Annotated in this window: 18 protein-coding genes; 6 read left to right on the forward strand and 12 right to left on the reverse strand. The window is 66.7% G+C overall.

The genetic code is table 11. The features are described from left to right. Window positions 1-295: 295 nt before the first annotated feature. Window positions 296-3,040, forward strand: coding sequence for a DNA mismatch repair protein MutS (gene mutS, locus BRAS3809_RS32050; RefSeq protein WP_008966164.1), 2,745 nt, complete (start codon window positions 296-298; stop codon window positions 3,038-3,040). A 95-nt stretch (window positions 3,041-3,135) separates the two neighbouring features. Here mutS and BRAS3809_RS32055 read toward each other — a convergent pair whose 3' ends face one another. The 7 genes from BRAS3809_RS32055 to BRAS3809_RS32085 form a co-directional block, all read right to left on the reverse strand. Beyond that, a complete protein-coding gene (locus tag BRAS3809_RS32055; RefSeq protein WP_083839210.1) occupies window positions 3,136-4,293 on the reverse strand; it encodes an IS481 family transposase in 1,158 nt (385 codons plus the stop codon). 216 nt (window positions 4,294-4,509) lie between these two features. Beyond that, window positions 4,510-5,019, reverse strand: coding sequence for a TIGR02594 family protein (locus BRAS3809_RS32060; protein WP_008966166.1), 510 nt, complete (start codon window positions 5,017-5,019; stop codon window positions 4,510-4,512). Window positions 5,020-5,132: 113 nt separating this feature from the next. After that, complete coding sequence (locus BRAS3809_RS32065; protein ID WP_008966167.1) at window positions 5,133-5,924, reverse strand: hypothetical protein; 792 nt, start codon at window positions 5,922-5,924, stop codon at window positions 5,133-5,135. Between the two features lie 187 nt (window positions 5,925-6,111). Next, window positions 6,112-6,627, reverse strand: a complete 516-nt coding sequence (locus tag BRAS3809_RS32070; RefSeq protein ID WP_008966168.1) for an OsmC family protein — start codon at window positions 6,625-6,627, stop codon at window positions 6,112-6,114. A gap of 56 nt (window positions 6,628-6,683) precedes the next feature. Beyond that, the gene (locus tag BRAS3809_RS32075; protein WP_008966169.1) at window positions 6,684-7,469 is read right to left on the reverse strand and encodes an ABC transporter ATP-binding protein; all 786 of its coding nucleotides are present in this window, start codon (window positions 7,467-7,469) and stop codon (window positions 6,684-6,686) included. Beyond that, window positions 7,469-8,317: an ABC transporter permease gene (locus tag BRAS3809_RS32080; RefSeq protein ID WP_008966170.1), complete on the reverse strand. Its 849-nt coding sequence runs from the start codon at window positions 8,315-8,317 to the stop codon at window positions 7,469-7,471. The genes BRAS3809_RS32075 and BRAS3809_RS32080 overlap by 1 nt, the downstream gene beginning before the upstream one ends. A gap of 318 nt (window positions 8,318-8,635) precedes the next feature. Further along, window positions 8,636-9,610 (reverse strand): aliphatic sulfonate ABC transporter substrate-binding protein, encoded by a 975-nt coding sequence (locus tag BRAS3809_RS32085; protein WP_008966171.1) that lies wholly within the window; start codon window positions 9,608-9,610, stop codon window positions 8,636-8,638. A 196-nt stretch (window positions 9,611-9,806) separates the two neighbouring features. On the opposite strand from BRAS3809_RS32085, the gene BRAS3809_RS32090 reads away from it, so the two are divergent. The 4 genes from BRAS3809_RS32090 to BRAS3809_RS32105 all read left to right on the forward strand — a co-directional run bounded on the left by BRAS3809_RS32090 (window position 9,807) and on the right by BRAS3809_RS32105 (window position 16,167). Further along, window positions 9,807-12,602 (forward strand): [protein-PII] uridylyltransferase, encoded by a 2,796-nt coding sequence (locus tag BRAS3809_RS32090; RefSeq protein ID WP_008966172.1) that lies wholly within the window; start codon window positions 9,807-9,809, stop codon window positions 12,600-12,602. Between the two features lie 99 nt (window positions 12,603-12,701). Continuing rightward, complete coding sequence (locus BRAS3809_RS32095; protein ID WP_035659927.1) at window positions 12,702-13,067, forward strand: DUF1304 domain-containing protein; 366 nt, start codon at window positions 12,702-12,704, stop codon at window positions 13,065-13,067. A gap of 348 nt (window positions 13,068-13,415) precedes the next feature. After that, on the forward strand, window positions 13,416-14,639 hold the full coding sequence (locus BRAS3809_RS32100; RefSeq protein ID WP_035659931.1) for an ABC transporter substrate-binding protein: 1,224 nt from the start codon (window positions 13,416-13,418) through the stop codon (window positions 14,637-14,639). Between the two features lie 277 nt (window positions 14,640-14,916). Then, a complete protein-coding gene (locus BRAS3809_RS32105) occupies window positions 14,917-16,167 on the forward strand; it encodes an ABC transporter substrate-binding protein (protein ID WP_008966176.1) in 1,251 nt (416 codons plus the stop codon). 168 nt (window positions 16,168-16,335) lie between these two features. Here the strand turns inward: BRAS3809_RS32105 and BRAS3809_RS32110 are convergent, their stop codons facing one another. The 4 genes from BRAS3809_RS32110 to BRAS3809_RS32125 form a co-directional block, all read right to left on the reverse strand. Beyond that, window positions 16,336-16,953 carry an ATP-dependent Clp protease proteolytic subunit gene (locus tag BRAS3809_RS32110; protein ID WP_008966177.1) on the reverse strand — a complete coding sequence of 206 codons (618 nt, stop codon included), beginning with the start codon at window positions 16,951-16,953 and terminating at the stop codon, window positions 16,336-16,338. Window positions 16,954-16,994: 41 nt separating this feature from the next. After that, the gene (locus BRAS3809_RS32115) at window positions 16,995-17,354 is read right to left on the reverse strand and encodes an SRPBCC family protein (RefSeq protein ID WP_008966178.1); all 360 of its coding nucleotides are present in this window, start codon (window positions 17,352-17,354) and stop codon (window positions 16,995-16,997) included. Beyond that, on the reverse strand, window positions 17,351-17,683 hold the full coding sequence (locus BRAS3809_RS32120) for an ArsR/SmtB family transcription factor (RefSeq protein WP_170323362.1): 333 nt from the start codon (window positions 17,681-17,683) through the stop codon (window positions 17,351-17,353). The genes BRAS3809_RS32115 and BRAS3809_RS32120 overlap by 4 nt, the downstream gene beginning before the upstream one ends. A 332-nt stretch (window positions 17,684-18,015) precedes the next feature. Then, a complete protein-coding gene (locus tag BRAS3809_RS32125; RefSeq protein WP_008966180.1) occupies window positions 18,016-18,441 on the reverse strand; it encodes a DUF1330 domain-containing protein in 426 nt (141 codons plus the stop codon). A 147-nt stretch (window positions 18,442-18,588) separates the two neighbouring features. Between BRAS3809_RS32125 and BRAS3809_RS32130 the strand changes: the two genes are divergently transcribed. Then, a complete protein-coding gene (locus BRAS3809_RS32130; RefSeq protein ID WP_008966181.1) occupies window positions 18,589-20,814 on the forward strand; it encodes a transglycosylase domain-containing protein in 2,226 nt (741 codons plus the stop codon). A gap of 275 nt (window positions 20,815-21,089) precedes the next feature. Here the strand turns inward: BRAS3809_RS32130 and BRAS3809_RS32135 are convergent, their stop codons facing one another. Then, entirely contained in the window at window positions 21,090-23,729 is a 2,640-nt protein-coding gene (locus BRAS3809_RS32135) for an EAL domain-containing protein (RefSeq protein ID WP_008966182.1), read from the reverse strand. Window positions 23,730-23,837 lie beyond the last annotated feature (108 nt).

The following is a 23,837-nucleotide window of genomic DNA, read 5'->3' on the forward strand; positions in this document are numbered from 1 at the left end:
TTACACCGCCGCCACCGCCAGAACTGCAACTAGGAGGGCACACTGCGTCTCCACCCCCTGCCGTCATTCCGGGGCGGCGCGCGCAGCGCGGCGAGCCCGGAATCCATTGGGCCACGCGTGATGCCCCACGATGGATTCCGGGTTCGTGCTGCGCACGCCCCGGAATGACACCGGTGGTCCTCTCCGGCGCTTTCGCTCCAGCACGGGCGCGGGGCCAAAATTGCCATCGTGGAAAACCGGGACAGGCTCCGCAAAGCGGTAGGACCGTCCGGGCAAATTGGCTAGTTTCCGCGCCATGACGATCCAGCAGCCCATCTCCGCCCCGGTTCCGCAAGAATCGTTGTCCTCGGCCGCGCCTGCCGAGGCGCCGGCCAAGCTCACGCCGATGATGGAGCAGTATCTCGACATCAAGGCCGCGCATCCCGGCCTGATGCTGTTCTACCGGATGGGCGATTTCTACGAGCTGTTCTTCGAGGACGCCGAGGTCGCCTCCAAGGCGCTCGGTATCGTCCTGACCAAGCGCGGCAAGCATCAGGGCCAGGACATCCCGATGTGCGGCGTGCCGGTGGAGCGCTCCGAGGACTATCTGCACCGGCTGATCGCGCAGGGCATCCGCGTCGCCGTCTGCGAGCAGATGGAGGATCCGGCGGCGGCGCGGGCGCGCGGCAACAAGAGCGTGGTCAAGCGCGGCGTCGTGCGCGTGGTGACGCCGGGCACGCTGACCGAAGACAATCTGCTCGACGCGCGCGCCAACAACTATCTGCTGTCGATCGCGCGCAGCCGCGGGTCGTCCGGCGGCGACCGGCTCGGACTCGCCTGGATCGACATCTCGACCTCGGACTTCATCGTCACCGAATGCGCCTTCGCCGAGCTGACGGCGACGCTCGCGCGCATCAATCCGAACGAGGTGATCGTCTCCGACGCGCTGTATTCGGACGAGACGTTCGAACCGGTGCTGCGCGAGCTCGCCGCGGTGACGCCGCTGACGCGCGACGTCTTCGATGGCGCCACCGCCGAGCGGCGGCTGTGCGATTACTTCGCGGTCGCGACCATGGACGGCCTCGCGGTGCTGTCGCGGCTGGAGGCGACCGCGGCCGCCGCCTGCGTTACCTATGTCGAGCGCACCCAGGTCGGCCAGCGCCCGCCGCTGGCGCCGCCGGCGCGCGAGGCGACCGGCAGCACCATGGCCATCGATCCGGCGACCCGCGCCAATCTCGAACTGACGCGCACGCTCACCGGCGAGCGCCGCGGCTCGCTGCTCGACGCCATCGACTGCACGGTCACCTCGGCCGGCTCGCGGCTGCTGGCGCAGCGCCTCGCGGCGCCACTGACGGAGCCCGCGCAGATCGGACGCAGGCTCGACGCGGTCACCGTGTTCGTCGCCGACAGCGCCGCGCGCGAGGACATCCGCGCCATCCTGCGCGGCGCGCCGGACATGACCCGCGCGATGGCGCGGCTGTCGGTCGGGCGCGGCGGCCCGCGCGATCTCGCGGCCTTGCGCGACGGCATCCTCGCCGCCGACCAGGCGCTGGCGCGGCTCTCGGTGCTCGACCAGCCGCCGCAGGAGGTCGCGGCAATCATGTCTGCGCTGGCGCGGCCGGCGCGCGCGCTGGCGGACGAATTCGCCCGCGCGCTCGACGAGCAGCTGCCGTTGATCAAGCGCGACGGCGGCTTCGTCCGGTCGGGCTATGATGCGACGCTCGACGAGACGCGCAATCTGCGCGACGCCTCGCGGCTCGTCGTCGCCTCGATGCAGGCGCGCTACGCCGACCAGACCGGCGTGAAGGCGCTGAAGATCCGGCACAACAATGTGCTCGGCTATTTCGTCGAGGTCACCGCGCAGCACGGCGACAAGCTGATGTCGGCGCCATTGAACGCAACCTTCATCCATCGCCAGACGCTGGCGGGACAGGTGCGCTTCACCACGTCCGAGCTCGGCGAGATCGAGGCGAAGATCGCCAATGCCGGCGAGCGCGCGCTCAATCTCGAACTTGAGATCTTCGACCGTCTGTGCGCGCAGGCGCTCGCGATCGGCGACGATCTGCGCGCCGCGGCGCATGGCTTCGCCATGCTCGATGTCGCGACCGCATTGGCCAAGCTCGCGGTCGACGACAACTACGTCCGCCCCGAGGTCGACGGCTCGCTCGGCTTCGCCATCGAAGGCGGTCGCCATCCGGTGGTGGAACAGTCGCTGAAGCGCGAGGGCCAGCCGTTCATCGCCAATTCCTGCGACCTGTCGCCGACGCCGGGACACAAGAGCGGCCAGCTCTGGCTGCTCACCGGCCCGAACATGGCGGGCAAATCGACTTTCCTGCGCCAGAACGCGCTCATTGCCCTGCTCGCTCAGATCGGCTCGTTCGTGCCGGCGAGCCGCGCCCGCATCGGCATCGTCGACCGGCTGTTCTCGCGCGTCGGCGCCGCCGACGACCTCGCGCGCGGGCGCTCGACCTTCATGGTCGAGATGGTCGAGACTGCAGCGATCCTCAACCAGGCCGGCGAGCGCGCGCTGGTGATCCTCGACGAGATCGGGCGCGGCACAGCGACGTTCGACGGCCTCTCCATCGCCTGGGCCGCGATCGAGCATCTGCATGAGAGCAACCGCTGCCGCACGCTGTTCGCCACGCATTATCACGAGCTGACCGCACTCGCCGCCAAGCTGCCGCGGCTGTTCAACGCCACGGTGCGCGTCAAGGAATGGCAGGGCGACGTGGTGTTCCTGCACGAGGTGCTGCCCGGGTCGGCCGACCGCTCCTACGGCATCCAGGTGGCCAAGCTCGCCGGCCTGCCGCCGGCCGTGATCAGCCGCGCCAAATCGGTCTTGGCGAAACTGGAGGCCGCCGACCGCGGCCAGAACGCCCGCGCGCTGGTCGATGACCTCCCGCTATTCGCCGTGCCGTCGCGCGCGACGGTGGAGCCGACGATGTCGAAGGAAGCGGAGGAGCTGATCGCCGCGGTGAAGGACCTGCACCCGGACGAGATGACGCCGCGCGAAGCGCTGGATGCGCTGTATCGGCTGAAGGCGAAGCTGCCGGCCAAATAGTCGCTGTCATTCCGGGGCACTCTTGCGCCGAAGCAATCCAGGGTCCCACCCGAGCCCCTGGATTGCTTCGCTGCTGTTCAGTCCGGAGACATAGCTTACACCTGTTCGGGGACATAGTTGACACTTTCCGGGTCGCGCAGATCGATCGCTGCGATCTGATGCGCGGCAAAGAAAATTCCGAACTTTCCGTCGGCGCTGAGCGGCCGGATGGCGAGCCGCTCACCGCGAAAGGCTTGCGGGACTTTCCAGAGCCGCCCCTCGAAGCTGACGTAGGCCTTCGTGCTCGATACAGAGCGGACGATCTCACCCTCGTCGTATTCGACGATCGGCAGGCGGTCCGGCATGGTCCGCTGGCTAGGTCGATAGCGGCTCGCCGGCACATCGAAGTTCAAGGCCTCGTGCGGCCGGTCGAGATTGTAGACGGCTCGCCATTCGTCGAGCGCCCGCTGCACATCGAGAAGGTCCCTGTAACGCTTGAAGGCAAAGACCTCGGCCTTCAGGCTGCGGTGGAAGCGTTCGTTCTTGCCGCGGCTCTGGGGATGGTAGGGCCGGCTGTGGATCGTTCGAATGCCGAGCTTCAGCAGCCAGACCGTCAACGCGGTCCAGGGGTCTTCGAGCGTGAAGCCCCAGGGGCCACCATTGTCGACGAACATCGCATCCGGCAATCCATAGCGGCGGAACGTCGTCTCCAGATGTCCTTTGACCGTAGAGCCGCGCTCGTTGTCGCATGCCGCCAGGCACAAGGAAAAGCGCGAGTGATCGTCGAGTGCGGTCAGCGGATGACAGGACACGCCGTTCTCCAGCGCACTGTGCCCCTTGAAGTCCATCTGCCAAAGCTGATTGGGCGCATCCTTCTCGAACCGCGTATAGGGCTGCCCGGGCGTGCCCGCAGGCTCGACCACGCGGCCGTAACGGCGCAGGATGCTGTGCACGGTGGAGACCGCCGGGATAGCTTGTCCATCGCGCTCGAGACGGCGTGCGAGCTTGCGCGCGCCCCAGGCCGGGTGAGCATCGCGCAACGCGACAATCTGCTGCTCCGTCACAGCCGCGGTGCGCTCCGGACTTCTATGAGGCCGCCGCGACCGGTCCGCCAGCGTCGTATCGCCGGCATCAGACCGTTCGATCCACTTGTAGCCGGTCTGAGGGCTGATGCCGAACTGCCGGCACAGCTGCCGCCGGTTGGCTCCCTCCTGCTTGGCAAGCATCACAAACTCTCGTCGCTGGTCCATGACAGACACCTCTCGCCACGGCATCGCTCGCCCCTTTGCTTGACGAATCGAGCCGATTTTGAGGTGTCAACCATGTCCCCGAACACCCGTCAGCCATGTCCCCGGGCTGAACACTGCGCTCGCAATGACGGAGGAGAGAGTCGTAGGGTGGGCAAAGACGCGAAGCGTCGTGCCCACCATCTGCAGCACGTGATGGAGTCGGTGGGCACGCTGCGCTTTGCCCACCCTACGCGATCTCGCTCAATCGTTCGAGCCGACGGGGTGGCCGTCCTCGGACGCGACCTTGATGGAGCCGAGCTTCGGCAGGTCGACCGATTTCGGCCAGAAGTAGCCGACCAGCCGGGTCTTCGGCTCGAACTGCTCGCGGACGGCGTCGCTCTCATTGCCGCCGAGCGTCAGCACCTGGGTGCGGGTCTCGCCCATGTAGAAGCCGACATGGCCGAGGCCGGAGTTCGGCTTTCCGCGGGTGTAGACCGCGATCGCGCCGAGCGCGGGCTTGTCGAGCTTGACGAAATTCTTGCTGGTGCGGAAGGATTGCGACGAGGCGCTGCGCGTGCCGGGGACGCCGCTCTGCTCCAGCTTGGCGTTGGTCCAGATCGCGCACCACGGATCGCCCTCCGCGCCGCAATGCGCCTGGTCGATGAACTTCTGGATGCCGCGATTGTTGCCGGTCTCGTGGAAGCCGATGTCCTTCAACCCGTTCGCGATCCATTTCGGCTGACCATTGGCAGTCCCATTTGCGGTCGGCATATTGCACCTCCTGCTGCGTTCGACCGATGACCCACCTATCAGTTGCGTTGTCGCGGGCGCCCTCGCGAAGGTTCAAGGCCGGGGAAATACAACCAGAGCTGATGCGGCCGGCGTCAGGCCGTCCGGCGCCGGCCGAGCGCCCACAGGCCGAGATTCCAGCCGACGCAGGTGGCCAGCGCACCGCCGAGACCGTAGGCGGCGCCGAGATGCAGGCTGCCGAGATGCAGCACGACGACGGCCAGCGAGAAGCCGATCAGGCCCCAGGCGCCGTTGGCCATGACCGCGGCGGTGGCGGGGCCGCCGATGCGCGGCTGCAGGATCAGCATCATCGAGGTGAAGACGATCGGAAACAGCGCGAGGATCCCGGACACGCTGGGGCCGGCCCAGCCGGAGACGGACGTCACGGTGGCGACGAGCGTGGCGACCAGCGAGGCCCGCAAGGGAACGTCGTACCAGCGTCGCGTGATCAGCGGCATCGTCGCATGGCGATAGCGCCGCAACAGCGGCAGGCAGATCGCGAAGGTGACGATGTTGGCGGCGATGCCCATCAGAAGCGTCCACTGTACGCTCTTGATGAGCGACGCGAGACCGAGCCACACCGCGACCGCGGTGGCGCTGGCGACAAGCACGCTGTGGCGCTGCGCGAGCACGGCATAAGCGAGGCTGAGGAAGATGGTCGCGGCGTTGATCGGCAGGCTGGTGAGCGCGCCTTGCGCGATGAAGGCGGCGTCGTGATCGAGCGCCAGGAAGACGTAGGTCGGCCCGGCCGAGATCGGCAGGGTCGCAACCAGCGCGCCGATCACCGGTCCGGTGCGCTCGGCGATCATCGACGCCGACACCACGAACGATGCGGCGATCGCCATGCGCAAGCCGAGGACGAGCAGGAAGGACGGGTCGAGGGACATGTTCAGCCGTCGTCCCGGACAAGCGGAGCACGGCGATGCGCAAGCATCGCCGTGGGGAGCGCCGATCCGGGACCCATAACCACAGGCAGTCATGGGTCAGAGGAGATCGGAGTGACCAGCGGGGCCAGCCATCACCGACGGTGGTTATGGGTCCCCGCTTTCGCGGGGACGACACCGATGTTCGTGGCTACGCCGCCACCCGCTTCAGACTGACCGACACCTTCGGCCCATTCTTGATGGTCTGATAGACCACGCAATAGCGCTCGGTGAGCTTGAGCAGGAGATCGAGCTTGTCCTGTGGCGCATCCGTGTCGACCTCGAAGCGCAGGCGGATTTCCTGGAAGCCGACCGGGGCCTCCTTGTCGACGCCGAGCGTGCCGCGGAAATCGAGATCGCCTTCGGCCAGCACCAGGCCGCTCCTGAGCGGCACCTCGACCGCGGTCGCGACCGATTTCAGCGTGACGCCGGCGCAGGCGACCAGGGCTTCCAGCAGCATGTCGCCGGAGCAGAGCTCGAGGCCGGAGCCGCCGGTGGCGGGATGCAGGCCGGCGACCGCCATGGCGCGGCCGGTCTCGAGCTTGCAGGTCAGGCCTTCGCCGCCGACCTCGCCCTTGGCCTTGAGCGTGATCACCGCAGCGGACGGGTCAGCCTTGTAGCGTTCCTTGATCGGCGCCTGCATGGCGCGCAGCTCGGCAGCATCCATTGTCGTTCTCTCCCGGATTCATTTCGAAACAGATGTACCGGGCGATCGCTAAGATGTCACCACCACAGGCCGCCGCCGGGCTCACGCCTGCCCTGCGTATCCGGCACCGTCCGGTCGAGCGAGCGGTCGAGCGCCGTCAGCACGTGGCGCTTGAACTGCTCGAACAGCGGCGCATTGCGGTCGCGCGGCCGCGACAAATTGATGGTGATCTCCTCGAACAGTCGGCCGGGATGCGGCCGCATCACCAGCACGCGGTCCGCCAGTACCACCGCCTCCTCGACATCGTGGGTGACCAGCACCAGCGTCGGGCGCGCGTCGGCCCAGAGATCGAGCAGATGGTCCTGCAGGTCTTTTCGCGTGAAGGCATCGAGCGCCGAGAACGGCTCGTCGAGCAGCAGCACCTCCGGCTGCGCCACCAGCGCGCGCGCGATCGCCACGCGCTGCGCCTGGCCGCCGGACAATTCGCGCGGCCAGACCTTGGCCTTGTCGGCCAGGCCGACACGGTCGAGCGCGCGCGCCACGCGCTCGCGCCGCTCGGCGGCCGGCAGCTCCGACAGGCCGAATCCGATATTGTCGGCGACGCTGAGCCAGGGCAGCAGCCGCGGCTCCTGGAAGATGATGCCGACCTTGGCATGCGGCGCCGTGATCGCCTCGCCGTCCAGCGTCACGGTGCCGGCGCTGGCGCGGTCGAGCCCGGCGATGGCGCGGAGAAGCGTCGACTTGCCGCAGCCGGAGCCGCCGATGATGGCGATGATCTCGCCGAGCTGGATCTCGGACGAGAACCGCTCCAGCGCGTGGACGCCGTTGGGATAGACCTTGGTGACGGAGGCGAGCTGCAGCATCAGGCGGCTCCGCTCTGGCGCGCAAAACTGTCCTGCCAGCGCAGCAGCGGCGCGGTGGCGATCTCCAGCAGCCAGTCGGTGGCCTTGCCGATGATGGCGAAGATCACGATCGCGGCGACGATCTGCGCCGGCTTGCCGAGCTGCTGGCCGTCGATCAGGAGATAGCCGAGGCCTTCGGAGGCGCCCATGAACTCGGCGGCGACGACGAACATCCAGCCGAGGCCCAGGCCGACGCGCAGCGCCACGACATAGGCCGGCAGCACGGCTGGCAGCAGGATGCGGCGGATCATCGCGGGCCCGGACAGCCGGAAGACGCGGCCGACCTCGACGATCTTGCGATCGACCGACAGGATCGCGCCGGTCAGGCCGAGATAGACCGGAAAGAACACGCCGACCGCGATCAGCGCCACCTTCGAGGTCTCGAAGATGCCGAGCCAGAGGATGAACAGCGGCACCCAGGCGATCGACGGGATCGCGCGCAGCGCCTGGATCGTCGGATCGACCAGCCGGCGGGCGAAGCTCCAATAGCCGCAGATGCCGCCCAGGAGCGTGCCGGCGGCGACGCCCAGGCCGAAGCCGATGCCGACGCGCGACAGCGTCGCGGCGATGTGGCGGGTCAGCTCGCCGGAGCGGGCGAGCTCGGCGATGGTGGTGAAGACCTTTGACGGCGGCGGCACCAACCGGCCGTTCGACCAGCCGGCCCGGACCGCGAGCTCCCAGGCCAGCGCCAGCGACAACGGCAGCAGCAGGCCGAGCAGGGGCCGTGTCAGGCGGGCGAGCCGCGGGGGGCTGGCGTTTTGCTGTGGGGCCGCCGCGACGGGGGCCTGCAATTCGACGGTCATGGCCATAGTGAGAACAGCGTCTCGCGTGGGAATGCAAGGCGGGGTGACAGCGCGATGTCATTTGCGGAGATGAGGGCGCGCCTGTCAGGGTTTGAGCCGACGGCGGCGCCACACATTCGGTGTCGTCCCGGCCTCGGCGCCGGGACCCATACTCCGCGGCGGGTGTGTTGAAGCGAGATGCCGCTCCAGCGTGTTCGACAACAGACTGCACGGAGTATGGGTCCCGGATCTGCGCCAGCCAACGCTGGCGCGTCGGCGGGCTTGTCCGGGACGACACCGGTGTTTTATTTGCCGCAGCGGTGACGGCCGCGGCGGCTGGCAGCCCTAGTTCGTCGGCAGCGGCACCTGGTCGTCGATCAGGGCGTCCAGCGTCGCCTTCACGTCGACCTTTGCATCCACCACGCCCGCCTGCTGCAGCGCCAGGCCCGCTGCGAGGATCGACTCCCGCTGCGGGGCGCCGATGCGGCTGTGGGTCAGCTCGGTGCGCTCCTTGAGCTGCTTGTCGACGACGGTCTCGGGCAGCTTGGTGACGGCGATGAAGGTCTTCTTCAGGTCGTCGTAATTGGCCAGCGCGTCCTTGCGCGCGACCTCATACGTCGCCAGCACGCGGCGGACGATCTCGGGATTGTCCTTCAGGAACTGCTCGCGCACGTTGAGGATGCCCCAGGTGTTGGCGTCGGCCTTGCGGTAGAACAGCTTGGCGCCCTCCTCGACCTCGGCCTGCGCCATCATCGGGTCGAGCCCGGCCCAGGCGTCGACGTCGCCGCGGATCAGCGCCGCCTTGCCGTCGGCATGCTGCAGCAGCACCGGGGTGATGTCCTTGTCGGTGAGGCCTGCGCCGAGCAGCGCGCGCACCAGGAAGATGTGCGGATCGGTCCCGCGCGTGACGGCGACGCGCTTGCCCTTGAGATCGGCCACCGAGGCGATCTTGGAGTCCTTGCCCGTCACCAGCGCGGTCCATTCGGGGCGCGAATAGACGTAGATCGACTTGATCGGGTTGCCGTTGATCCTGGCGACCAGCGCGGCGGAGCCGGCGGTCGAGCCGAAATCCAGCGAGCCGGCATTGAGGAACTCGAGCGCCTTGTTGGAGCCGGCCGACTGCACCCAGGTGATGCTGATGCCGTCCTTGGCGAACTCCTTTTCCAACAGCCCCTTCTGCTTCAGGACCAGCGACACCGGATTGTAGGTCGCCCAATCGATGCGGATCTCCTTCACCGGCTCCGCCGCTGTTGCAGCGCCGCATCCCAGTAGAACCACGGCAGCCGCCGCCGCAAATCCGCGCCTCGTCCATCCACCCATCGTCAATCCTCCTGGTTCAAGAAAACATCGTTGTTGTTTCAAGGCGTTATGCCAGGGCTCAACGAGAATTGTTTTTCCTTTCGCAGCGACCTGCCAGCACGATCATCATCCGTCCCGAGCCAGTCACAGCATGGATCGATTGCTGCATTGGAAGTTTCGTGACAGCACGGGCCTTGTTCGATATCCGGTTGCATCCATGGACAGCGTCGCCACAGATTCCGAAGCCTTCACCTCAGCCGATTTCGACAGCGCCGGCATCGCGGCGGCTGTCGATACGCTGGCCAAGCAGCACTCCGGCCGCGAGGACATGTTCCGCGCCGCGGTGGTGCAATTCCTGAAAGCCGAGCTGGTGAAGGCCCGGGCTGCGGCCCAGGCACAGCTTCTCAAGGACCGCCATGGCCGGCGCTGCGCCGAGCGGCTCTGCTTCGTGCAGGACGAGATCATCCGCATTCTCTACGCGGCTGCCACCGAGCACCTCTACCGCTCGGATGTGCCGAGCGGCGCCGAGCGGATGGCGGTCGTGGCGACCGGCGGCTATGGCCGCGGGCTGATGGCGCCGGAGTCGGACATCGATCTCCTGTTCATCCTGCCCTACAAGCAGACCGCCTGGGGCGAGCAGGTCGCCGAGGCCATCCTGTACTCGCTGTGGGACATGGGGCTGAAGGTCGGCCACGCCACCCGCTCGGTGGATGAATCGATCCGCCAGGCGCGCGGCGACATGACCATCCGCACCGCGATCCTGGAGACGCGCTATCTCGCCGGCGACCGCCCGCTCTATGACGAGCTGGTGCACCGCTTCGACAGCGAGGTCGTGCAGGGCACGGCGGCCGAGTTCGTCGCCGCCAAGCTCGCCGAGCGCGAGGAGCGGCATCGCCGCGGCGGCCAGTCGCGCTACCTGGTCGAGCCCAACGTCAAGGACGGCAAGGGCGGGCTGCGCGACCTGCACACGCTGTTCTGGATCGCCAAATATGTCTACCGGGTGCGCGAGACCGCCGAGCTGGTCGAGCGCGGCGTGTTCGACGCGCACGAGTACCGCACCTTCCGGCGCTGCTCGGACTTCCTGTGGTCGGTGCGCTGCAACCTGCATTTCGTCAGCGGCCGGCCCGAGGAGCGGCTGTCGTTCGACCTGCAGCGGGAGATCGCGGTCCGGCTCGGCTACACCAGCCACCCGGGCATGCAGGACGTCGAGCGCTTCATGAAGCACTACTTCCTGGTCGCCAAGCAGGTCGGCAACCTCACCGCCATCCTCTGCGCCAAGCTGGAGGATCAGCAGGCCAAGCCGGCGCCGGTGCTGAGCCGGATGATCTCGCGCCTGACCACCGGCTCGACCTGGCGGCGGGTGCCGGAGAGCGACGACTTCATCGTCGACAACAACCGCATCAACCTCGCCGCGCCTGACGTCTTCAAGCACGATCCGGTCAATCTGATCCGCATCTTCCGTCTCGCGCAGAAGAACAACCTCGCCTTTCATCCGGATGCGATGCGCGCGGTGACGCGCTCGCTCAACCTGATCAACACCGAGCTGCGCGACGATCCCGAGGCCAACCGGCTGTTCATGGAGATCCTGACCTCCAACGACGCCGAGACCGTGCTGCGGCGGATGAACGAGACCGGCGTGCTCGGCCACTTCATCAGCGCCTTCGGCCGCATCGTCTCGATGATGCAGTTCAACATGTATCATCACTACACGGTCGACGAGCACCTGATCCGCTGCATCGGCTTCCTGCAGGAGATCGAGCGCGGCGGCAACGACGAGTTCACGCTGGCCTCCGACCTGATGCGCAAGATCCGGCCCGAACACCGCGCCGTCATCTACATCACGGTGCTGCTGCACGACGTCGCCAAGGGCAGGCCGGAGGATCACTCCGTCGCGGGCGCAAAGATCGCGCGGCGGCTGTGCCCGCGGCTCGGCTTCAACAATGCCGACACGGAGCTGGTCGCCTGGCTGATCGAGGAGCATCTGACGATGTCGACGGTGGCGCAGTCGCGCGACCTGTCGGACCGCCGCACCATCGAGAAGTTCGCCGCCGTCGTGCAGTCGGTCGAGCAGATGAAGCTCCTGACCATCCTGACCACCGCCGACATCCGCGGCGTCGGCCCGGGCGTCTGGAACGGCTGGAAGGCGCAGCTCTTGCGCACGCTGTACTACGAGACCGAGCCGGTGCTGACCGGCGGCTTCTCCGAGGTCAACCGCGCCAAGCGCATCACCGCCGCGCAGGCCGAGTTCCGAAACGCCTTCACCGACTGGTCCGTGGATGAGCTCGAGACCTATATCGGCCGGCACTATCCGGCCTACTGGCTCAAGGTCGAGCTGCCGCGCAAGATCCGCCACGCCCGATTCGTGCGGTCGAGCGAGGAGGCCGGCCACAAGCTCGCGATCAATGTCGGCTTCGATCCGGCGCGCGGCGTCACCGAGCTGACGATCTTCGCCATGGACCATCCCTGGCTGCTCTCGATCATCGCCGGCGCCTGCGCCTCGGCCGGCGCCAACATCGTCGACGCCCAGATCTACACCACCACCGACGGCCGCGCGCTCGACACGATCGCGATCTCAAGGGAATATGAGCGCGACGAGGACGAGGGCCGGCGCGCGACGCGGATCGGCGAGACCATCGAGCAGGTGCTGGAAGGCAAACTGCGGCTGCCGGACGCGGTGGCGCGGCGGACGACGCGCGGCAAGCAGCACAAGGCGTTCTCGGTCGAGCCCGAGGTCAGCATCAACAATCAATGGTCGGAGCTCTACACCGTCATCGAGGTCTCCGGCCTCGACCGTCCCGGCCTGCTCTACGAGCTGACCACGGCGATCTCCAAGCTGAACCTCAACATCGCCTCCGCGCATGTGGCAACGTTCGGCGAGCGCGCCCGCGACGTGTTCTACGTGACCGACCTGTTGGGCGCCCAGATCAATGCGCCGACCCGGCAGGCCGCGATCAAGAGCGCACTGCTGCACCTGCTGGCGAGCGACGACGCGGCGGCGCAGCCGGCGGCCTAAAGGACGCGGTTGTCCGAGCGACGCTGCGGCCGCTCGGCACCGATACGATCGAGGAGATCGGCAACGCCGCCGGTCTCGAATGGCTTGGGGGAGCCGAACATGGGATTGATCGCAAACATCGTCGTCGGCCTGATCGGCCTGCTGCACGTCTACATTCTCGTGCTCGAGATGTTTCTCTGGACCAAGCCGGCGGGCTTGCGGGCCTTCAACAACACGCTGGAGCGCGCCGAAGCGACCAAGGTGCTCGGCGCCAATCAGGGCCTCTACAACGGCTTCCTCGCCGCCGGCCTGTTCTGGGGCCTCGCGCACCCGACGCCGGCCTTCGCCTTCCAGATCAAGATCTTCTTCCTGCTCTGCGTCCTCGTCGCCGGCCTCTACGGCGCCGCCACCGCCAGCCGCAAGATCCTGTTCATCCAGAGCGTGCCCGCCACGATCGGCCTGGTGCTGGTCTGGCTGGCGGGCTGAGGCCGGGCCGCATCTCCACAGCCAGTGTCGTCCCGGCCTTGAGCCGGGACCCATCACCCCGGGCGGCGTTTGAGGCACGATCGTTACTCCGAGCCCTCGCCATACACCGGCCTGTGGCTATGGATCCCGGATCGGCGCCCGACAACGCTGGCGCGTTGCCGGGCTTGTCCGGGACGACACCGAACGTGTTGAACCAGCTGGGCCTGTCGGAGCGATACCGCCGGAACCACCGCACCCGTGCTCCCCTCGCCTTGCGCCGGCCACCCCGTTCCTCCACACTGTGCGCAGCGATGGCACCCCACCCGGGCAGACCAGCCGCATAAAACATCAGGAGGAACGAGAGACCCCATGCGACAGGGAATTTTCCGTCTTGCCGGCGCAGCCGCAGTGGCCGCCACCCTCTCCATCACGTCAGTTCAGGCCCAGAAGAAGTACGATCCCGGCGCGTCCGACACCGAGATCAAGATCGGCCAGACCGTGCCGTTCTCGGGTCCCGCCTCGGCCTATGCCTCGATCGGCAAGACCCAGGCCGCCTATTTCAACATGATCAACGAGCAGGGCGGCATCAACGGCCGCAAGATCAAGCTGATCCAATATGACGACGCCTATTCGCCGCCCAAGGCCGTGGAACAGGTGCGCAAGCTGGTCGAGGACGACGAGGTGCTGCTGACGTTCCAGATCATCGGCACGCCGTCCAACGCAGCCGTCCAGAAATACCTCAACGCCAAGAAGGTCCCGCAGCTGTTCGCGGCCACCGGCGCGACCAAGTTCACCGATCCGAAGAACTTCCCCTGGACCATGGGGTACAATCCCAACTACTTCACCGAAGGCCGCATCTACGGCCAGTACATTCTGAAGGAGCACCCCAACGCCAAGATCGGCGTGCTCTATCAGAACGACGACCTCGGCAAGGACTATCTCAACGGCATCAAGGCCGGCCTCGGCGACAAGGCCTCGATGATCGTGGCCGAAGCCTCCTACGAAGTCTCCGATCCGACGATCGATTCCCAGCTGCTCAAGATCAAGTCGGCCGGCGCCGACCTGCTGTTCTCGGCGGCGACGCCGAAGCAGGCCGCGCAGGCGATCAAGAAGCTGCACGAGCTCGACTGGCACCCGGTGCACATCGTCGACATCAATGCCACGTCGGTGGGCGCCGTGCTGCAGCCGGCAGGACTGGAAGCGTCCAAGGGCGTGATCTCGGTCAATTACGGCAAGGACCCGCTCGATCCGCAGTGGAAGGACGATCCGGGCATGAAGCGCTATTTCGAGTTCATGGCCAAGTACTATCCGGACGGCGACAAGAACTCGAACTTCAACACCTATGGCTACGGCAATGCCGAGCTGCTCGTGACCATCTTGAAGATGTGCGGCGACAATCTCACGCGCGAGAACGTCATGAAGCAGGCGACCTCGCTCAAGGACGTCGTCGGCGACCTGTCGCTGCCGGGCATGAAGATCAACACCTCGCCGACCGACTATCGCGTCAACAAGCAGCTGCAGATGATGAAGTTCAACGGCGAACGCTGGGAGCTATTCGGCCCGATCCTGGAGGACAAGGGCCCGGCGGGTTAGTTCGGCTGACGGTCGCTCCGGGGTCGCGAAGCGACGAACCCGGAGCCTCGAGATTCCGGGTTCGCTGCTGCGCAGCGCCCCGGAATGACGGTCTCCACGTCGAAGGTAAAGGGCTGCGCGATCGCGCAGCCCTTTTGCATTGCGGCACCGATTGCGCCCGTTCGTCGCTCCAACAAGCGTTGCCTTGTCGACTTGCTTCCTCCACACTCGCGTGCAGCGATGGCGACAAAACAACCAAGAAGAACCATCGACAGACATCACCGAAGGGAGGACTCGCATGAGAACGTCACTGTTCGGTCTCGTCGGCTTCAAGGCGTGGGCAATCGCGCTTGCTGCGTCGCTGACCGTCGCGCTGCCTGCAACATCCGCCTACGCCCAGAAGAAATACGACACCGGCGCCACCGATACCGAGATCAAGATCGGCCAGACCGTGCCATTCTCGGGCCCGGCTTCCGCCTATGCCGGCATCGGCAAGACCCAGGCGGCCTATCTGCGCATGATCAACGAGAAGGGCGGCATCAATGGCCGCAAGCTCAATCTGATCCAGTATGACGACGCCTACTCGCCGCCCAAGGCGGTGGAGCAGGTGCGCAAGCTGGTCGAAGGCGACGAGGTGCTGTTCACCTTCCAGATCATCGGCACGCCCTCGAACGCCGCCGTGCAGAAATATCTCAACGGCAAGAAGGTGCCGCAGCTCTTGGCCTCGACCGGCGCGTCGCGCTTCACCGACCCGCAGAATTTCCCGTGGACCATCGCCTACAATCCGAACTACCAGTCGGAAGGGCGGATCTACGCGAAGTACATCCTCGCCAACCACCCCAACGCCAAGATCGGCATCCTCTACCAGAACGACGACCTCGGCCGCGACTACATCGCCGGCCTGCGTAGCGGTCTTGGTGCCAAGGCGGATTCGATGATCGTCTCGGAGGCGTCCTACGAACTGTCCGACCCGACGGTCGATTCGCAGATCGTGAAGCTGAAATCCTCCGGCGCCGACCTGCTCTACAACGCCTCGACGCCGAAATTCGCCGCGCAGGCAATCAAGAAGCTCGCCGACCTCGCCTGGAAGCCGGTGCACATCCTCGACATCAACGCCAGCCCGGTGTCGGCGACCTTGAAGCCGGCCGGCCTCGACATCTCCAAGGACATCATCAGCACCAACTACGGCAAGGACCCGGCCGATCCGCAGTGGAAGGACGATCCGGGCGTGAAGGCCTATTTCGAGTTCATGGACAAGTATTATCCGGAAGGCGACAAGCTCAACACGGTCAACACCTACGGCTACTCGACCGCGGAACTGCTGGTGCAGATCCTGCGCCAGTGCGGCGACGATTTGACGCGAGAAAACGTGATGCGGCAAGCGGCCAACATCAAGGGCTTCGTGCCGAGCCTTGCTTTGCCCGGCCTCTCCATCAACACCTCGCCGACCGACTTCCGCATCAACAAGCAGATGCAGATGATGCGCTTCAACGGCGAGCGCTGGGAACTGTTCGGCCCGATCATCGAGGACACGGGAGCGGCGGGGTGAGTCCGGACGCCTCCCTATCCACCGCCGTCATGCCCGGGCTTGACCCGGGCATCCACGCCCTTCTCAGCATGCCGAGCGACGTGGATGGCCGGGACAAGCCCGGCCATGACGACGTGGAGATGGGCGCGCGCAGAACTCCGATGATCGCATGCGGTGGTCGGCAACCGATCACTCGCTGCCGACGCTGCCCAGATCCCGCTGCTTCACCACCCGGTCGATCAGCCCCCAGTCCTGCGCCTCGTCCGCCGTCATGAAGTGATCGCGATCGAGCGTGCGCTCGACGTCCTCGTAGCTGCGGCCGCAATGTTCGGCATAGAGCCGTATCACCCGCCGCTTGGTCTGCTCCATCTCCCTGGCATGGATCAGAATATCTGACGCCTGGCCCTGAAAGCCGCCGAGCGGCTGATGGACGTGGAGGCTGGCATTGGGCAGCGCCGTCCGCTCGCCGGGCTCGCCGGCCATCAGCAGGAACGAGCCCATCGATCGCGCCGTTCCCATGCACAGCGTGTGCACCGGCGCCTTGACGAACTGCATCGTGTCGTACATCGCGAGCCCGCTGGTGATCACGCCGCCGGGCGAGTTGATGTAGAGATGGATCGGCCGCTTCGGGTTCTCCGCCTCGAGAAACAAGAGCTGCGCGCAGACCAGCGCGGACACGGTGTCGTTGACCTCGCCGTTGAGGAACACGATCCGCTCGCGCAGCAGCCGCGAATAGATGTCGAAGGAGCGTTCTCCCCGGCTGGACTGCTCGATGACCATGGGGACGAGTTGCATCGTGTCGCGCATGCGCGAGCTCCCGTTCAGTGAGTTGGCGATGGAGTGAAGCGTCAGACCGCGCGCATCAGGCCGCGCGCGTTGCTGTTCGCCGCCGGCGGCAACCGTAGCAGCAGCATCGTCGCGGGCAGTCCGTGGATGATCCGGAGCCGCGTGCCACCGTCGTCCCTGGGCATGACCTGGAACGTCACGATGCTTTCGAGGAAAGGCGGCTCGTCGTCGCGCATGCGGTAGCGGACCTCTTCGCCTGGGGTCGAGGAGATCGGCGCGGCGTCGGCGAGGTCGCCCGCAGGCAGCCAATTGTCGCGCAGCGCCGGGATGCTCAGGGCGCGCCAGACCTTCTCCGGCGACGCATCGAGGTCGTAGTCGAGCACCAGTTCCTCGCCCTGCTGATCCGCCATTTGATCGGTCATTGGTCCATGTCCTTCAGCAGGGTTTTCAACGCATCGACGCGCGACGGCCAGTAGGCTCGGTACTTCGCCAGCCAGCGCGCGATCCGCGCCAGGCCATCGGGATCGACCTCGTAGTTGACGAAGCGGCCCTGCCGTTCCTCGCGCACCAGCCCGGCATTGCGCAGCACCGCGAGGTGCTGCGACATCGCCGGCTGGCTGATCGTCAGCCCCTCGCGCAGCGCGCTGGCGTTCATCCGGCCCGCCGCCAGCTTCTCGAAGATCACGTAGCGCGTCGGATCGGCCAGGGCTTTGAAGATGTCGCTCTCGATCATGACAATACATAAGCACAAACTTATGTGTTGGGCAAGCGCGCATTACGACGCCGGCGTGAGCCGGCAACTGTCCCCTTGCTGCTTCCATCTGCCCCGATGCCGCCCCACAACCGGTGTCGTCCCTGCGAACGCAGGGACCCATAACCCCGGGCATCGTTTGGGGCACGACCGTTCAACATGCCGCCTGCCCCAAGATGCATCCCGCGGTATGGGTCCCGGATCTGCGCCCGCTGACGCGTTGCGTCAGCGGTCTTGTCCGGGACGACACCTTTGATGATCGGTGGCTGCACGGCCGGTCGATGAGACGGCCGTTGGTACCGAAGCGGCTCGTCACCTCATGTCGACGAGGATCACTCCGGCACCTCGCCAAAGTTCTTCCCCACCGGCAACACCGCGTGGCGGATCAGGCGCGAATCCTCCACCGCCGCCTGGCGGTGCTTCACGGCCTCGCGATAGACGGGATCACGGATCATCTCGACGAAGGCGTGCACGCTCGGATACTCCGCGATGAAGCAGTGGTCCCAGCGCTCCTCCTGTGGGCCGATCAGCATCAGCTCGAAGCGGCCCTGCCAGACGATGCGGCCGCCGAGGCGTTCGAACACCGGGCCGCTCTCGCGGCCATAGGCGGCATAGGCTTCCGCGCCGCTGACCTTGGGGCCGTCGGGATAGGCCGCTTCCTTGCGCAGCCGCACCAGGTTCAGCATGTGGATCGGACCCGGCCGGTCATTGTCGCGGAACTGCGCGAACACCTCCTTGGTGGGATCGATATAGCCCATCGGCTTCCTCGCTTCTCGTTGTTGACCTTGGCTTAACCATAACGCGGCGTTGACGGCGCGGAACTCCTAATCGCGCGTTAAGCTTTTCCTAACTGCCCCTTAAACTCCACTCATTACCGTGGTCGGACGGCAGGGCTCGGGTTGCGTATGGCGCGGGGACGGAAACAGGGCGGCGGCGGACGCAAGGAGCCGCGATTCGGCCTTGCGGCGGCGATGGCCGACCTGCGCCTCGATCCCAAGGACCGCATTCCGGCCGGCGAGGACGCGCCGAAGAAATCAACCAAGAAGAAGCCGGTCGAGCCGGACGACGAGGACGATGTGCCGGCGCGCGAGCCCAAGGCCAACCAGCCGAAACCCACCCCACCAAAAGCCAAGCCTGCCCGAGCCAAGTCGCGCTGGGGGATGTCGATCGGCCGCCTCGCCTATTGGGCTGTCGTCTGCGGCCTGTGGGGCGTGATCGCGCTGGTCGGCGTCGTGATCTGGGCCGGCGCGCATCTGCCGCCGATCCAGTCGCTGGAGATCCCGAAGCGCCCTCCGACCATCGAGATCGTCGGCTATGACGGCAGCATGCTGGCACAGCGCGGCGAGATGGCCGGCGCCAATGTCGCGCTGAAGGATCTGCCGCCCTATCTGCCGAAGGCGTTCATCGCCATCGAGGACCGCCGCTTCTATCAGCATTTCGGCATCGATCCCGTTGGCATCGCGCGTGCACTGGTCGCCAACATCCTGCATCGCGGCGTGTCACAGGGCGGCTCGACCCTGACGCAGCAGCTCGCCAAGAACCTGTTCCTGACCCAGGAGCGCACGCTCGCCCGCAAGCTGCAGGAGGCGGAGCTGGCGCTGTGGCTGGAGCGCAAATATTCCAAGCGCGAGATCCTCGAACTGTATCTCAACCGCGTCTATTTCGGCTCCGGCGCGTACGGCGTCGAGGCAGCGGCGCAGCGCTATTTCGGCAAGTCGGCGCGGCAGGTCACGGTCGCCGAGGCCGCGATGCTCGCCGGCCTCGTCAAATCGCCGTCGCGGCTGGCGCCGAACCGCAATCCGGAAGGCGCGGCCAAGCGTGCGCAGACCGTGCTCGCGGCGATGGCCGACGCCAAGTTCATCACCGACGCCCAGGCGCAGGCCCAGATCGCGCACCCCAGCGTGGCGGTGAAGCCGGCCGGCGCCGGCACCGTCAACTACGTCGCCGACTGGATCGGCGAGGTGCTCGACGATCTCGTCGGCCAGGTCGAGGACTCGATCGTGGTCGAGACCACGATCGATCCGAAGCTGCAGAGCGTGGCGGAGGCCGCCGTGATCGACGAGCTCGCGGCCAAGAGCGTGAAGTTCAATGTCAGCCAGGGCGCGCTGGTGGCGATGACGCCGGACGGTGCCGTGCGCGCCATGGTCGGCGGCCGCAACTATGCCGACAGCCAGTTCAACCGCGCGGTCACCGCCAAGCGCCAGCCCGGCTCGGCGTTCAAGCCGTTCGTCTATCTCACGGCAATCGAGCAGGGGCTGACGCCGGAGACGGTCCGCCAGGACGCGCCGCTCGATCTGAAGGGCTGGCGGCCGGAGAACTACACCAAGGAGTATTTCGGCCCGGTCACGCTGACCCAGGCGCTGGCGATGTCACTCAACACGGTCGCCGTGCGCGTCGGCCTCGAGGTCGGCCCTAAGAACGTCGTGCGCACCGCGCATCGCCTCGGCATCGCCTCCAAGCTCGATCCCAACCCGTCGATCGCGCTGGGAACCTCGGAAGTATCGATGATCGAGCTGGTCGGCGCCTACGCGCCGTTCTCCAATGGCGGCCTCGCCGTGTCGCCGCATGTGGTGACGCGGATCAAGACGCTCGACGGCAAGCTGCTCTACATGCGCCAGGCCGAGCAGCCGGCGCAGGTGATCGAGCCGCGCAACGTCGCGATGATGAACCAGATGATGCAGGAGACGCTGATCTCGGGCACCGCCAAGAAGGCCGAGATCCCCGGCTGGGTCGCCGCCGGCAAGACCGGCACCAGCCAGGATTTCCGCGACGCCTGGTTCATCGGCTACACCTCCCATCTCGTCACCGGCGTCTGGCTCGGCAATGACGACAACTCGCCGACCCGGAAGGCCACCGGCGGCGGCCTGCCGGTCGAGGTCTGGACCCGCTTCATGCGCGCGGCGCATCAGGGCGTGCCGGTCGCGGCGCTGCCGAACGCGCAGGGAGCGGGGCTGGTGCCGACGCTGGCGCAGATCGCCTCGCAGATTTCCGCGCCGACGGCCCCTGCCCCCAATGCAGCCTATTCCGCGCGCTCGGCGGCGCCGAGTCCGGGCCGCGGCAATACGCGGCCGGAGCCGGCCGCCGGGCTCGACGGCTGGCTGGTGGACCGCCTGTTCGGCGGCCAGCGCTGAGCCGGGTCGGACCTGAGCTGAGGTGAGCAGTTGAGCGAGCTGAGCACGCCACGCCGACCGTCATTCCGGGGCAAGGCCGCAGGCCTTGAACGCGGAATCTCGAAATTGCCTGGCGTTGTTTTCCAACAAGCTCGGGATTCCGGGCTCAATCGCCAACGCGCTGACGCGCGTTGACGATTGCCCCGGAATGACGGTGGAGGCGGGAAAAAGGCCGCTCATCATCAGGTGACGAACCGGCCTGCATCCGCAACACGGAGAGTGAAGGCCCGGGCCGGTCAGCCCGCCGCCGCAGCCGGTCGCGGCGTCGTCCCGGCGGCAGGCGTCCCCGCCGCCTGCGCCAGCGCACGGCCGACCTGACGCAGCATCAGGCTCGCGCGGTACGCGCTGTAATCCAGCAGCCAGCGGCTGAAGGCGCCGGCGGCCATCGGACGCGCGAACAGGAAGCCCTGCATCGCATCGCAGCCGAGCTCGGCGAGCAGCCTGCGCTGCGGCTCGGTCTCGACACCCTCGGCGACCACCTTGACGTCGAGGCTCTGGCCGACGCGGACCACCGCGGTCACGATCGCCCGCGTGCCTTGGTCGTTCTCGATATTGCGCATGAAGCCACGATCGATCTTGAGCTCGTGGATCGGCAGCTGCGCCAGCCGGCTGAGGCTGGAATAGCCGGTGCCGAAATCGTCCAGCGACAGGCCGACGCCCATGTTGCGCAGCTCGCTCATGGTGGCGATCACGGTGGCGCGCTCGTTGAGGATCACGCCCTCGGTGATCTCCAGCATCAGCATCTTCGCCGGCAGATCGTTGGCGGCCAGGATCTGCGCCACCACAGCGGCCAGGTTGACGTTCTGGAAGTTGATCGGCGACAGGTTCACCGAGATGCAGGGGATGTCGAGGCCGGCGCGGCGCCACGACGCCATCTGCTGGCAGGCCGTCTTGATCGACCACACGCCGATCTGCTCGATCAGGCCGCATTCCTCGGCGAGCGGGATGAACTTGGCGGGCGACACGTCGCCGAGCACCGGATCGTGCCAGCGCGCCAGCGCCTCGACGCCGTGAATGGCGCCGTTCCTGGTGCAGATCTGGGGCTGGTAGTGCAGCGTCAGCGCCTCGCTGGCGATCGCCTCGCGCAGCGCGGTCGAGTGCATCAGCCGCTCCTCGGCGAGCTTGTCGATGTCGGCGCTGAAGAAGCGATAGGTGGCGCGGCCGGCGCGCTTGGCCTTGTACATCGCCCCGTCCGCCTGCTTAATCAGGGTCTCGATGTCGGTGGCATTGTCCGGATAGAGGCTGAGCCCCATGCTCGCGGACATCGGCACCTGGCGCTTGCCGATCGTCAGCGGCATCGCCAGCGCCGCGGTGATCCGTGCCGCGGCCAGCGAGGCCTCGAGCGCATCGCGGTTCTGCAGCACGATCACGAATTCGTCGCCGCCGAGCCGGCCGAGCATATCGCCCGGACGGATCTGCGCCCGCAGGCGGTTGGCGAAGGCGACCAGGAACTCGTCGCCGGCGGCGTGGCCCAGCGTATCGTTGACGTCCTTGAAATTGTCGGCGTCCAGGAAGGCGACCGCGAGATGGCTGCCTTCCGGGCAGGCCTTGATCGCCTCGGCGATCATCGACGGAATGCGGGCGCGGTTCGGCAACCCCGTCAGCATGTCGTGATAGGCGACCTGCGAGATCGTGGAGCGGACCTCCTGGCGCTCGATCGCGAGCGAGCCGAGCTGAACGCACGCCGACACGATCTGTTCATGCCAGGGGCTGGGCCCGCGGCATTCGCGGAAGTAGAACGCGAAGGTGCCGATGACGCGGCCGTCCTTGCCCTTGATCGGGGTCGACCAGCAGGCACGCAGGCCAGCCTCAAGCGGTCCGGACTTGTAAGGCTGCCAGCGCGGATCGGTGTCGAGGTCGCGTGCCAGCACCGGCTCGCACAGATAGGCCGCGGTTCCGCAGGAGCCGACGTCGGGCCCGATCGCGACGCCGTCGAGGCCGGCGGAATAGGCCGGCGGCAGGCTGGGTCCGCCGAGCGGATGAATCTTGCCGTCCGAGTCGACGTGCAGGATCGAGCAGACCACGTCCGGCGCCAGTTCTTCGACCCGGCGGCACAACTGATCGGCGATGGTCGTGATCGACACGTCGGACGCCAGCGAGGACATGATCAGCTGCTGCAGCGAGCGCAACTGCTTGGTCTCTCTGATATCGCTGAGCAGGCCGACCAGGTATTTGACCTTGCCCTGGCGGTTGCGGTGCGCCTTGACATGCGCCGTGGTCCAGATCTCGCGGCCGGCCTTGTCATAGATCAGCAGATCTTCCTCGACCCCCTGGGCGTCGATGATGCACTGCTTCAACCGCTCGACCATCGCGGGGTCGGTGCACGGACCGACCAGCAGCTTTTCCACCTGCTGTCCCAGCGCCTCCTCGGCGCTGTAGCCGTAGATGCTGGTGAAGGCGGCGTTGGTGTAGAGGATGTTCAGGTTGTGATCCGCCACCACGACGCCGCGGTTGCTGCGGTCGGCGACCGAGGTCATCAGCGCGTTGCGCTCGCGCAGCTGGACCTCGGAGGTGACGTCGCGCATCAGCAGCAGCGAGCGCACCGGCGTCAGCCCGTCGGGGAGTGGATACAGATTGACCTGAACGCGGCTGCGGGGGCCGCCGGCATGACGGAGCGTGAACTCGCAGGCGAACTCCGCCTGGTCGCTCGCCGCGTCGCCCATCGGCGCCGGCAGCACGCCGGCAGGCAGCCCGAGATCGACGAGATCCGCACCGATCAGGCCGGCGAGATCACGCTGCAACAATGTTGCAGCGGCCTGGTTGGCGTGATGGACACGGCCATCGCCGTCGAGAAAGAGGAACGCCTCGGTGGCGCGATCGATCGCGGCCGAGAGCAGTGGCGCAGACGCGGCCGGTGGGAACTCGCTTGCAAGCATCGTTCGATTCGAAGCGCGCTGCACGTTTCGAGAGCAACGTTCAGCGCTTGGGTTGCAGCGAACGGCCCGGCTGCTGCTGGGACGTCACCTTGGAGGGTTGATCGAACC

The organism is Bradyrhizobium sp. STM 3809 (genome assembly GCF_000239795.1).
Classification (GTDB): Bacteria; Pseudomonadota; Alphaproteobacteria; order Rhizobiales; family Xanthobacteraceae; genus Bradyrhizobium.